This is a genomic window from Streptomyces sp. NPDC054786 (genome assembly GCF_053611685.1).
The window spans coordinates 39,747-51,993 of the sequence record NZ_JBSHAW010000041.1 but is presented as its reverse complement, the minus strand read 5'-3'; the positions used below and the strand labels follow the sequence as shown (position 1 = coordinate 51,993).

Genomic DNA, 12,247 nt, shown 5'->3' with positions numbered 1-12,247 from the left:
AGCGCCCACACAGGAGTTGATCGCAATGAGCACCGAGAAGCAGGTACAGCATCTGAGGGACCGCGACGTCGTCAAGCCGCTCGACAATCACCAGCCCATCGCGGGGGCCGGCATCACGCCGCAGGCGTCTCCCCAGGCGTCGGCACAGGGGGACCGCGATGTCATCAAACCCCTCGACAACCATCAGCCCATTGCGGGCAGCGACGTCAGTGCCGTTGCCGATGACAATCACCAGCCGACGCCCGGCGAGCGGATCACCTCGGCGGACAACCATCAGCCGGTCGGCAAGCCTCAGTAGCACCAACTGAGCCAACGGGGGTATTCGGGGGATCGCAGGGGCTGGATGTCGTGGCCGGGAGGGGAAGCCACCGACACCAGCCCCTGCGGCATTTTTCCGTTCATGCCGGCTGATTCGCCTGCAGGGCAAGAAGCCGAACATCTGCCCGCATGAACCATTATTTTTATGACACGGGGACACATCCCTTTTCTCATCGAGGAGTTGGCATGACGTACACGAAGAAAGCTCTGGCCGTCGGTGCACTCACGCTCGTCGCCTTCGGTGGCGCCGCTGCGCCGGCCCTTGCCGGCAGCCATACGCCCGCCCCGCCTCACTCCGCCATGATGCTGGACAATCACGCGCCGGTGACGCCGCGTGACAGGCACACGCCGGTGATACCGCTGGACAGCCACACCCCCTGAGTGCGCGAGCCCAAGATTCCGGCCAGTACTTGCATCTGACGAGGCGTCAGACCTGAGTGCTACAGTCACGCCACCCGCGACCCGCGAGGAGGCGCCGTGTTCGAGTTCGCCCGCATACACACGCTCTGGGAACTGGTCGAGTACCGGGCGCGGGCCTCGCCCGGGGCGCCGATGTTCTACGACGGGGACGGGCGGAGCGTCACCTTCGACGGGGTGCGCGACCAGGCGCTGCGGGTGGCGGCCGGGTTCCGGGAGCTGGGGATCGGGGCGGGGAGCCGGGTGGCCTGGCAGCTGCCGACGCGGATCGAGACGGTGGTCGCCTCACTGGCGCTGGCCCGGCTCGGGGCCGTGCAGACGCCGGTCATCCCGCTCCACCGGGAGCGCGAAGTCGGCTTCATCCTGGCCGAGTCGGCGGCGGAGTTCGTACTCGTACCGGGCGCGTGGCGGGGGTTTGACCACACCGCGATGGTGCGGAAACTCGCCGGGGACGGGGTGCGGGTGATCTCGGTGGCCGGCGGGCTGCCGGAGGGGGATCCGGACGCGCTGCCGGCCCCGGCCGGAGCGGGCGGAGGGCCCGACGGGGCGGCCGTCGGCACCACCTGGATCTACTACACCTCGGGCACCACCTCCTCCCCCAAGGGCGTCGAGCACACCGACGCCACGCTCCTCGCCGGTGGCATCGGGCTGGCCACTGCGCTCGGGATGTCCGCGGACGACATCGGCTCGATCGCCTTCCCGTACGCGCATATCGCCGGCCCGGACTATGTCATCGCCATGCTGGTCAGCGGGTTTCCCGCGGTCATCCTGGACACCTTCGAGCCGGGCCGCGCGGCGGCCGTCTACCGGCGGCACGGAGTGACGATGGCCGGCGGCAGCACCGCCTTCTACCAGGCGTTCCTCGATGAGTCGCGGCGCTGTCGCCGGCGGCAGCCGGGGGCCGGGCGGTTGATTCCCTCGCTGCGGCTGCTGTCCGGCGGCGGGGCGCCGATGCCCCCGGAGCTGTTTGCGGCCGCCGGGCGGGAGCTGGAGTGCGCGATCGTGCACGGGTACGGCATGACCGAGTGCCCGATGATCACGATGGGCACCCCGTACGACGGCGATGAGCAGTTGTCGCGGACCGTGGGCAAGCCGGTGGTGGGGGCGGAGGTCCGGATCGCCCTGCCGGACGGGCGCGAGGCCGGAACCGGGGAGTCCGGTGAGGTGACGCTCAAGGGGGCGATGCTCTTCCGGCGGTACACGGACCCGGCGCTGACCGCCGGGGCTTTTACCGACGACGGCTTCTTCCGCACCGGTGACCTGGGGTATCTGCGTCCCGACGGGCATCTGGTGCTGACCGGACGGCTGAAGGACATCATCATCCGCAAGGGCGAGAACATCTCCGCGCAGGAGATCGAGGACCTGGTGCACACCCATCCCGCGGTGGCGGAGGCGGCGGTGATCGGGCTGCCGGACCGCGAGCGCGGCGAGCGGGTGTGTGTGGTGGTCACGCCCGTCGATCCGGCCGCGCCGCCGCTGACCCTGGACGGGCTGACCGCGCATCTGCGGTCGGCCGGGCTGATGACGCAGAAGCTGCCGGAGCAGCTGGAGATCGCCGACGAGCTGCCGCGCGGCGGGCCGCTGGACAAGGTGCTCAAGGCGGTGCTGCGGGAGCGGTATACGGAGTAGCCGGGGGCTTTGCGGCGGTGTGGCGATGAGTTCGGGAGGCCGGCGGAGTCTTCACTGGGAGCGTCACCGGAGGGATGCGCGGCACCCCTCCGGTGGAACGACCCGGCAGAACGCCCCCGGCAGGACGGAAGGACCCGGACGATGACCGACACGATCGACTTTGCTGCGCAGGCCCGGCTGGTGTCGCAGCTGGCGGCACGGACCGCCGATGAGCAGCTCGACGCCCCCACCCCTTGCGAGGCCTACGCGGTGCGCCATCTGCTGGGCCACCTCGTCGGCCTGTCCGCGGCGTTCCAGCACACCGCGCGCAAGGACCTGGGGCCCATGACAAATGTCGACCCGAATGCGGCGGTTCCCGATGTGGAGCCCGGCTGGCGGGCCGAGCTGGACCGCAACCTCCGCGGAATGGCCGAGGCCTGGCACGATCCGCAGGCCTGGGAGGGCGAGACCCAGGCGGGCGGGGTGACCCTGCCCGCCGCCATCGCGGGCCGGTTCGCGCTGAACGAGCTGGTGCTGCACGGCTGGGATCTGGCGCGCGCCACCGGCCAGGAGTACACGCCGGACACGGCCGGCCTCGGGGTGTCGTATGCGCTGCTCGCGCCGCTGGCCGAGGGCCCGGACCGGGTGCCGGTGTTCGGCCCGCCCGTGGAGGTGGCGGCGGATGCACCGCTCCTCGACCAGGTGGTGGCGCTCAGCGGCCGCCGGCCCGACTGGACGCCGCCGGGGGCGTGAGGGGCGCCGGCGGTACGGCGGTACGGCGGCCGGGTCACGCCGGAGCGGGGCCCGGGGCTCCGCTCCGCAGCCGGGTCTTGAGGATCTTGCCGCTGGCGTTGCGCGGGAGCTCGGCGACGAAGGCGATCTCCCGCGGGACCTTGTAGTTGGCCATCTCGCGGCGCGACCAGGCGATCAGATCGTCGGCGGTGAGCAAGGAGCCGGCCCGGCGGACCGCATAGGCCTTGCCGACCTCGCCGAGGCGGCGGTCGGGTATGCCGACGACGGCGACCTCGGCGATGTCCGGGTGACGGCCGAGGAGTTGCTCTATTTCGGCGGGATAGGCGTTGAAGCCGCCGACGATGAACATGTCCTTGATGCGGTCGGTGATCCGGAGGTTGCCGTCCGCGTCGAGGACGCCCACGTCGCCGGTGCGCAGCCAGCCGTCGGGGGTGAGCACACGGGCGGTGCCGGCCGGGTCCTCGAAGTAGCCGGACATCACGTGATAGCCGCGGACGTGCACCTCGCCGGGGTCGCCGGGCGGGGCCGGGCGGCCCGCGGCGTCGACGATCCGGACCTCGGTGCCGGGGATCGCCCGGCCGGAGGTCGTGGCGATGACTTCGGGCGGATCGCCGCGGCGGCACATCGTGACGACGCCCGAGCTCTCGGAGAGGCCGTACGCCGTCAGAACGGTGGAGATCCTCAGCTCGCTGCGCAGCCGCTCGACCAGCTCCAGGGGGACCACGGCGGCGCCGGTGACCACCACGCGCAGCGCGGAGAGGTCGTGCAGGGCGCGGGCGGGGTGGTCGAGGATCTGCTGATGGAGGGTGGGCGGGCCGGGGAGTACGGAGATCCGCTCGGCGGCGATATTGGCGAGCGCGGTCTCCACGCTGAAGACCGGCTGCGGGACCATCGTCGCGCCGCGCAGCAGACAGGCGATGATCCCGGCCTTGTAGCCGAAGGTGTGGAAGAACGGGTTGACGATCAGATAGCGGTCGCCCTCCCGGAGGCCGGCCAGTTCGCTCCACACGTCGTAGGCGCGCAGGGTCTGTGCATGCGTGATCACGGCGCCTTTGGGGCGGCCGGTGGTGCCGGAGGTGAAGATGATGTCCGAGGGGGCGTCGGGGTCCAGGGCGTCGGCCCGGCCGCGGACCGTTTCCGGGGACACCGCCGCTCCGTCGGCGAGGAAGTCCTGCCAGGTGGCGAAGTCGGCGGGGGCGTCCTCGGAGAGCACCACGACCTTTTCCAGCTGCGGCAGTCCGGGCAGCGGGCCGCGGCCGGTGCCCTCCCGGGCGGCACGGCGGAGTGAGGCGACGTAGGACGTGCCGAGGAAGGTGCCGGTGACGAAGAGGAGCTTGGCGCGGGTGCGGCGCAGGACGTAGGCGGCTTCGGTGCCCTTGAAGCGGGTGTTGACGGGGACGAGGACGGCGCCGGCGGTGACGGCCCCGAGGGCGGAGACGATCCAGTCGAGGGTGTTGGGCGCCCATACGGCGACGCGGTCGCCGGGTGCGACCCCGGAGGCGATACAGGCGGCCGCCGCCTTTTCCACCCGCTCGCCGAGCTCGGCGTACGACACCCGGGTGCGGCCCTCGACCACGGCCTCCCGGGAGGCGTACCGCCGGGCGGCCGTCCGCACCAGCCGGGGGATGGCGCCGTACTCCAGATCCGCCCGCGCCTCCAGGTCGTCGCACATCGCGCTGCCTCCCGCCAAAGAGCCGTACGCCACTAGCTGACTACCCGTCAGATTAGCGGTAGCCTCCTCCGCTGTCAGCACTGACGACCGACCACGGAGGTGGCGATGGGGGCGACCCTCAAGGACGCTACGGCGATAGCCGGCATCGGACAGACTCCGTTCGCCAGACAACTCCCCGCATCCGAGAAGACCTTGGCCTGCCGCGCGATCATCGCGGCGCTGGACGACGCCGGGATCGCGCCCTCGGAGGTGGACGCCTTCGCCTCCTACACCATGGAGGAGACCGACGAGGTCGAGATAGCCAAGGCCATCGGCGCCGGGGACCTCACCCACTTCTCCAAGGTCGGCTACGGCGGCGGCGGTTCCTGCGCCACGGTGGCCCATCTGGCAGCCGCCATCGCCACCGGCCAGGCGAGCGTCGGCGTCGCCTGGCGGTCCCGCAAACGCGGGTCGGGACCGCGCCCCTGGAAGAACACCCAGGTCCAGCTGCCCACCCCGGGACAGTGGACCCGCCCCTTCGGACTGCTGCGCCCCGCCGACGAGATCGGCATGCTGGCCCGCCGCTATATGCACGAATTCGGCGCCACCCGCGACCACCTCTTCAATGTCGCGCTCGCCTGCCGCAACCGCGCCAACCAGAACCCGGCCGCGATCATGTACGAGCGCCCGCTGACCCGCGAGATGTATATGACCGCCCGCTGGATCAGCGAGCCGCTCTGTCTCTTCGACAACTGCCTGGAGACCGACGGCGCGCTGGCCTGTGTCGTGGTCTCCGCCGAGCGGGCCCGCGACTGCCGGCAGCGGCCCGTCTACGTCCACTCCGCCGCCCAGGGCCTGCCCGCCCAGCACCACGGCATGGTCAACTACTGGAACGACGACCCGCTCACCGGCCCCGCCTGGACCGCGGCCCGTCACCTGTGGAAGGGCGCCGACCTCGGACCGCAGGACGTCGACGTGGCACAGATCTATGACGCCTTCACCCCCCTGATCCCCCTCTCGCTGGAGGGCTACGGCTTCTGCGGACGCGGTGAGGGCGCGGCCTTCACCGAGGGCGGCGCGCTGGAGATCGGCGGCCGGCTCCCCCTCAACACCGGCGGCGGCGGTCTCTCCGAGGCGTACGTCCACGGTTTCAACCTCATCACCGAAGGCGTCAAACAGCTGCGCGGCACCAGCACCGCACAGGTCCCCGACGCCGCCACCTGCCTGGTCACCGCGGGCGAGGGCGTCCCCACCTCGGCCCTGCTGCTGAGGAGTTGATACGCCATGAGCGCTGGTGAGTCCGTTCGCGATGCCATGTCCCCGATGGTGGCACCCGCCACTGACAACCGGCCCGACAGCGGCGCCGGCCTGCTGCTTCCCGTCCCCGATGACGACGGGGCACCCTTCTGGGAGTACGCCGCCAGGGGAGAGCTGCGCATCCAGGCCTGCTCCGGCTGCGACGAACTGCGTTTCCCGCCCCGGCCCTGCTGTCCGCACTGCCAGTCGTTCGCCGCTCGCTGGCAGCGGATGAGCGGCCGCGGCCGCATCTGGTCCTATGTCCTGCCGCACCCGCCGCTGCTGCCCGCGTACGCCGACCAGCCGGGGTACAACGCGATCGTCGTGGAGCTGGCCGAGGCCCCGCGTATCCGCCTCGTCGGCAACCTCGTCGCCGCCGCGGACGCCCCCCTCAACTCCGTCGACCCGGCGCGGCTGCGCATCGGCGCCCCGGTGAAAGCCGCCTTCCACACCATGCCAGGAGGCGTGACCGTACCCCGCTGGCTCCTGGAGCGCCCGTGACGGTCCGCACGGAGATCAAGGACGGGGTCGCCCTGGTCACCCTCGACCGGCCCGAGCGGCACAACGCCGTCGACCTGGACACCGCCGCCGAACTCACCGCCGTCTGGCGGGCGTTCCGCTTCGACGACGCCGTACGGGCCGCGGTGGTCACCGGCGCCGGCGGCCGGGCCTTCTGCACCGGCATCGACCGCTCCGCCGACGTCCCCCAGCCGCCCTCGCCCTACTCCCTCGACGACCCCATGATCCGCATCGGCCCGAAGGCCAACGACCTGTGGAAGCCGGTCATCGCCGCCGTGGACGGAATGGCCTGCGGCGGCGCGTTCTATCTCCTGGGCGAGGCCGAGTTCCTCATCGCCTCCGAGAACTCCACCTTCTTCGACCCGCACACCACCTACGGGATGGTCAGCGCGTACGAGTCCATCTACATGGCACAGCGGATGCCCTTCGGGGAGATCGCCCGGCTGGCCCTGATGGGGACCGCGGAGCGGCTGGGCGCACCCCGCGCATACGAGATCGGGCTGGTCTCCGAGCTGACCGCACCCGGCGCCGCGGCCGAGGTGGCACTGCGCCGCGCGGCCGTGCTCGCCGCCCAGCCGACCGAGCCGGTCCAGGGCACCGTGCGCGCGCTGTGGGCGGCCAAGGAGGCGGCCCGGACGCAGGCCCTGGCACACGCCCCCCAGCTGATCGCGCTGGGCAATCTGCCCCCGGACCGCCAAGCCGGGCTGTTCGCCGCCCGCACCCGCCACGACGACCGGGGCGGCGGACAGGACGGCCGGCCCCCGGTCCGGTGACCCCTACATCCGTGTCTTGTGCGCCCGCGTGATCTGGCAGGTGTACCAGAACTGCCCGACGGAGGACTGGTTGATCGTGTACTTGGCGGTGTACGTCTCGGTGTCGCCGGGGCCGACGATGATCGAGCGCTCGTGCAGCCCGTACGCCTTGCCGTCGGCCGGCTTGGCCTTCATCCAGTTGACGGCCATGTCATAGGAGAAGGAGTCGGTCGTCGACGGATTGGTGAGGGAGACCGTGTACGTGAACTGGCGCAGCGAATTGGAGTAGTCGCAGTTGCTGCCGCTGGCGTCCGACCGCCCGTCCGGGTCGTAGGTCTCCTCGGTCGGCGAGGGCGAGAAGGTGGGCTCTTCCGTCGGGGTGGGGTCGTTCGGGTCGTACCCGCTGCTCGACGTGGGGCTCGGGATGTACGTCGGCACGTGGACCCGAGGCCGGCTGAAGGCGCAGCCGCCGACCGTGGCGACCGTGGCGAATGCCAGTCCGGTCACCGCCGCTGCCCTGATACCCGTACGGGCGGCCCCGCGGCCGCCCATGCGTGTGCGCTGTTTCATTCTGCTGTCCATCCCCCGTGAAAACTCTGAACCCGTCAGCCATGGTTTGACGCGTGCACGGCACCCTAGCAAGGCCGGGTGACACCCCGTACGGGCCCCGGCAACGCGGGCGGGCGTACTTCTCTCGCGAGCACAGAGACTCGGGCGTAGCGTCGGTCACGGAGGATGACCGGACAACTCGAAGCGAGGCGACGCCCGTGGTGCGCAACGTTCTCGGGTCGCTGATCGCCCTCGCCGGAGCGGCGGCCGCCGTCTGGAGCCCCTTCCGTCCCTGGTACGACGGCCGTCACGGCAGCGACGTCCGGATCGAAGACCTCTTCAACGGCATCACCCGCAACAGCGCCGCGCTCTTCGGCTCCGTCGTCCTTCCCATGGCGTTCGCCGCCCTGCTGACCCTGATCGGCGTTGCCCTGCGTTCCCGGGCCCTGATCACCGTCGCGGGCCTGGTGGTACTCGGTTTCACGATCCTGTGGATGGTCCGCCAGGGGCAGGCCGCCAGCGAGCTGACGGCCGGTGCCCGCGGCCTCGGGGCGGGCGTGGCCAGCGCGTTGGGCGGCGGCGCGCTGCTGCTGCTCGGCGCCCTGGTCATGCGCGGCCGCGGCCGGCGGGTCTATGACCGCGGCTATGACGACCGGCGGTACGACGACGGGCGCTACGGGCCCTCCGCGCACGACGACCGCTACGACGACCGCTACGACGAGCGTGCGCCCTACGACCCGCGCACGCCCTACCCGCCGGGGACGCCCGAACCCTGGGACGCGGGCCGCCCCGGGGCCGAGGAGTGGAACCCGGAGCCGTACCCGACGGGCCCCGGCACCACCGGACCCCCGGCAGGCCCCGCGACGCCCGGCGGACCCCACCACGGCGCCCACGGCCCGCACCAGGACACCCCCACCGCTCCCCTGCCGGTCACCCCGCCGCCACCACCGCCCACCCAGCAGCAGCGGCCACAGCCACCGCAACAGCCACAGCAGCCACAACAACAACCGCCGACCATGCCGGCCCGTCAGCAGCCCCCCACACCTCCGGTGGAGTGGGGCAAGGAACACCGGCAACCGGGCCCCTCGCACCCCGGACGGTCCGAACGGCCCGAACAGCCCCCCGAGGACCGGGAGTAGCCGACCGGGCAGATTCAGGGGACCGGCCCCGCGGCCCGTCACCGCCGCCGTGTCACGATCGCCACGTCACGCCACGTCACGTTCGTCACGTCACGTCACGTCACGACCGCCGTGTCACCACACCACACGACACGACCGCCATGTTCACGACCGCCGTGCCAGGCCCGTCCCCTTGGCCGCGTCCAGCGCATACACACAGCGGTCCTTGCTGCAGGCGTACACCACACCGCCGACCGCCACCGGTGAACCGGTGATCTCGCCGCCGGTCGCCAGCTTCCAGCGCAGCTGGCCGCCCATCGCATCGAGCGTGTAGAGACAGTGGTCGGCCGAGCCGAAGTGCACCCGGCCCTCCGCGACGACCGGTGCGCCGACGACCTCCGCGCCGGCCTGGAACCGCCAGCGCGGGGTACCGGTCACCGCGTCCAGTGTGTAGAGCGCCTTGCCGCTGCCCAGGTGGACCGCACCGTGCGCGACCAGTACCGGTTCGGTGGACTGCCGCGCCTCGGTGGCGATCCGCCAGCGGTCGCGACCGTCGGCCGCGTCCAGTGCGTAGACCGTGCCGAGGTAGTCCGCCAGATAGACCCCGCCGCCGGTGACGGCCGGGCCGGGGGCGAAGGCGGGCGGGCTCAGGAACACCGCGGGCGCCTCGAAGTGCCAGCGCACGTCGCCGCGTGCGATGTCGATCGCCAGCACCCGGGTGCCGGCCACGACGTAGACCGCACCGTCCGAAGCGGGCAGCAGCCGCACCGGTACCCCGCCGCAGGACGCGGCGTCACCCACCGGGTACGACCAGCGCTCGGCGCCGGTCCGCGCCTCCAGCGCCTTCAGCCGCGCGTCGGCCCAGACGAAGACCGTGCCGTCGTGCACCACGGGCCCGGCCTCGGCGGTCTCGAAGTCGGCCTGGACGCCGCCGATCTCCCACAGCCGTTCGCCGGAGGCCGCCTCCCAGGCCTGGACGCCGCCGCCCCGGGTACTGGTGACGACGGTCCCTCGGTCGGCCTGGAGGGCGTAGACCCAGCCCTCGGTGTGCAGCCGCCAGCGCTCGGTGCCGTCGTCGGCGTCCAGCGCGTAAAGGCTCGGGCCGTCCGAGGCATGGATCCGGCCGTCCGCGACCGCCATCGCCCAGGCGACATCACGGGTCTTGAACTTGCGGCGCCCGCTGGCCACATCGAGTGCATGCACCTCGAAGGACGTGACGTACAGCAGGTCGTCGGCGACGGCGGGGGTGCCCCACACATCGTTCGACATCCGGAACCGCCAGGGGCGCCAGCGGCCGGGTTCGGCGGGCGGTGCCTCGGGCGGTGCGGGCGGAGCTGCCTCGCCGCGGGCCGGGCTCTCCCCGGCCACGGCACCGCCCGCCGGGCCCTGTGGCGGCACACCGGCCACGGGTCCGGCACCGGGCGGCCGCACCCAGTTCGTCGCCGCACCGGCCTGCCCGCGCGGCTGCGGGCCAGGGGAGTCGGCGCGCGGCCCCGGGCCGATCGGGGCGGGCGAGCCACCGAGGCGTACGGGGCCGGCGGCGCCGTCAGCGGAGACGGCCGGCGGTGCAGACAGTGCGGCAGCGGGCGGCGGCGCCGCGGAGACCGGGGTCACCCGGGCCGTCGAGGCATCCGGGCCGAGCGCCGCGGGCTGCGGCATCGGGCCGGGGTTGCCACGGCGCGGGTCGCCGCCGCGGTGCGCGCCGGGACCCGCGCCGATATGGCCGGGCCAGCCGGACTCCGCGCCGACCGGTGCGCTCTCCGGCCGCGGCGGCGCCGGGACGGGCTGCGGTGCGGGCATCGGGGGCGCCAGGGGCGGGGCCGGCGGCGCGGCGGGCGCCGAACGGCCGGCGCTGCGCCCCGAGCCGGCCCGCTGGCTGTTGTTGAGTACGGCGGAGCGGCCGCCCCGCCGGCCCTCGATGAGTGCCACCGCGCCGGGCGGCAGCCAGGCCGAGGCGGTACCGCTGTCGTCGCTGCCGGAGCCGAAGAGGTGCGGCGCGAGCTGGGACTGCAGATCGGCGGGGGACGGCCGCCGGCCGGCCTCCATCTGCATACAGGACTCCATGAGCGGACGCAGTTCGTCCGGCAGCCCGGCCAGGTCGGGGCCCTCACGCAGCAGCATGAAGACGGTCTCGACGGGGTTGGCGCCATGGAACGGCGCGTGCCCGGTGGCGGCGAAGACCAGCGTCGAGCCGAGGGAGAAGACATCGCTCGCGCCCGTCACACTGCGCGAGTCACGGGCCTGCTCGGGCGACATATAGGCGGGCGTGCCCACGGCGACGTTGGTCATCGTCAGACGGGTGTTGGACACCCCGGAGGCGATACCGAAGTCGATCACCCGGGGGCCGTCCTCGACGACCAGCACATTCGACGGCTTCAGGTCACGGTGCACCAGGCCCGCGCCATGGATGGACTGCAGCGCCTCGGCGATCCCGGCCGCCAGCCAGCGCACCGCCTGGGCCGGGAGCGGCCCGCACTCATTGACTATTTCCTCGAGGGAGGGCGCGGGGACATACGCCGTGGCGAGCCAGGGCACCGCCGCGCGCGGATCGGCGTCCACCACCGCGGCCGTGTAGAAGCCGCTGACCGCGCGGGCCGCCTCGACCTCGCGTGTGAAGCGGACCCGGAACAGCTGGTCCTCGGCGAGCTCGGTACGCACCGTCTTGATCGCCACGCGCCGGCCGGACGCCGAGCGCGCCAGATACACCAGACCCATGCCGCCGGCCCCGAGACGGCCGAGCACCTCGAACGGGCCGATCCGCCGGGGATCGTGCTGCGTCAGCTGTTTCAGCTGCTCCACCACTTGCCTGCCACCTCCCCGTGGGGCGTAAAAAGAGACTCTCAAAAGCCACGAGCCGCCGAGAGCCACTGCCCCGTGCAGCGTCTCCCCGCCTGCGGCGAGGACTGTCGAAACGGCCGTACGCGTGCTGATTGTTCCTGGCCGGGCCGACGGTTGCGAACCCGGGGCCCGCCCGCCGTGTCACGGCATGCCCCCCGTAGCCCGCGCCGGGACCGTTACCTGACGTAACCCAACCCCGCCTGACGTGCTGCGATACGTCCCCTGACGGGCGGTTACCGAGCGGGTTACCGGCGGGTTACGGATCTGCCCCGCACGACACCGCCCGAATTGCGGATGGTCACCACTCCGTTTGACGGGCCCGCGGCGGGAGCGGTTCGCCCTCCTGGACGTCCGGTGGCCGCGGTGGCCAAAAACCTGCTGCTGCTCCGACTGCGCACACCCATCCCCCACCGGTCCCGCCATCCCCG

At 72.5% G+C, this 12,247-nt stretch carries 11 protein-coding genes; 8 read left to right on the top strand and 3 right to left on the bottom strand.

What is annotated here, in order from left to right; translation table 11 throughout:
• The first annotated feature begins 25 nt into the window (after positions 1–25).
• From ACWGI6_RS29795 to ACWGI6_RS29780, 4 genes are all read left to right on the top strand, one after another.
• The gene (locus ACWGI6_RS29795) at positions 26–298 is read left to right on the top strand and encodes a hypothetical protein (protein WP_453270377.1); all 273 of its coding nucleotides are present in this window, start codon (positions 26–28) and stop codon (positions 296–298) included.
• Between the two features lie 206 nt (positions 299–504).
• Positions 505–699 carry a hypothetical protein gene (locus ACWGI6_RS29790; protein WP_453270376.1) on the top strand — a complete coding sequence of 65 codons (195 nt, stop codon included), beginning with the start codon at positions 505–507 and terminating at the stop codon, positions 697–699.
• 96 nt (positions 700–795) lie between these two features.
• A complete protein-coding gene (locus tag ACWGI6_RS29785; protein WP_453270375.1) occupies positions 796–2,364 on the top strand; it encodes a class I adenylate-forming enzyme family protein in 1,569 nt (522 codons plus the stop codon).
• A gap of 141 nt (positions 2,365–2,505) precedes the next feature.
• Complete coding sequence (locus ACWGI6_RS29780) at positions 2,506–3,096, top strand: TIGR03086 family metal-binding protein (RefSeq protein ID WP_453270374.1); 591 nt, start codon at positions 2,506–2,508, stop codon at positions 3,094–3,096.
• 34 nt (positions 3,097–3,130) lie between these two features.
• Here the strand turns inward: ACWGI6_RS29780 and ACWGI6_RS29775 are convergent, their stop codons facing one another.
• Positions 3,131–4,768, bottom strand: a complete 1,638-nt coding sequence (locus ACWGI6_RS29775) for a FadD3 family acyl-CoA ligase (protein ID WP_453270373.1) — start codon at positions 4,766–4,768, stop codon at positions 3,131–3,133.
• A 105-nt stretch (positions 4,769–4,873) separates the two neighbouring features.
• On the opposite strand from ACWGI6_RS29775, the gene ACWGI6_RS29770 reads away from it, so the two are divergent.
• Genes ACWGI6_RS29770 through ACWGI6_RS29760 form a run of 3 tightly spaced genes read left to right on the top strand, consistent with a single transcriptional unit; the run spans position 4,874 to position 7,335 of the window.
• Positions 4,874–6,025, top strand: a complete 1,152-nt coding sequence (locus ACWGI6_RS29770) for a lipid-transfer protein (RefSeq protein WP_393907450.1) — start codon at positions 4,874–4,876, stop codon at positions 6,023–6,025.
• A 36-nt stretch (positions 6,026–6,061) separates the two neighbouring features.
• Positions 6,062–6,544, top strand: a complete 483-nt coding sequence (locus ACWGI6_RS29765) for a Zn-ribbon domain-containing OB-fold protein (RefSeq protein WP_453270399.1) — start codon at positions 6,062–6,064, stop codon at positions 6,542–6,544.
• Positions 6,541–7,335, top strand: a complete 795-nt coding sequence (locus ACWGI6_RS29760; RefSeq protein ID WP_453270372.1) for an enoyl-CoA hydratase/isomerase family protein — start codon at positions 6,541–6,543, stop codon at positions 7,333–7,335. Before ACWGI6_RS29765 ends, ACWGI6_RS29760 begins: the two co-directional genes overlap by 4 nt.
• Positions 7,336–7,338: 3 nt before the next feature.
• Here the strand turns inward: ACWGI6_RS29760 and ACWGI6_RS29755 are convergent, their stop codons facing one another.
• Positions 7,339–7,884 carry a hypothetical protein gene (locus tag ACWGI6_RS29755; protein WP_453270371.1) on the bottom strand — a complete coding sequence of 182 codons (546 nt, stop codon included), beginning with the start codon at positions 7,882–7,884 and terminating at the stop codon, positions 7,339–7,341.
• Positions 7,885–8,081: 197 nt separating this feature from the next.
• On the opposite strand from ACWGI6_RS29755, the gene ACWGI6_RS29750 reads away from it, so the two are divergent.
• On the top strand, positions 8,082–9,002 hold the full coding sequence (locus ACWGI6_RS29750) for a hypothetical protein (RefSeq protein ID WP_453270370.1): 921 nt from the start codon (positions 8,082–8,084) through the stop codon (positions 9,000–9,002).
• 144 nt (positions 9,003–9,146) lie between these two features.
• On the opposite strand, the gene ACWGI6_RS29745 is transcribed toward ACWGI6_RS29750, so the two are convergent.
• Entirely contained in the window at positions 9,147–11,783 is a 2,637-nt protein-coding gene (locus ACWGI6_RS29745) for an outer membrane protein assembly factor BamB family protein (RefSeq protein WP_453270369.1), read from the bottom strand.
• Positions 11,784–12,247: the final 464 nt, after the last annotated feature.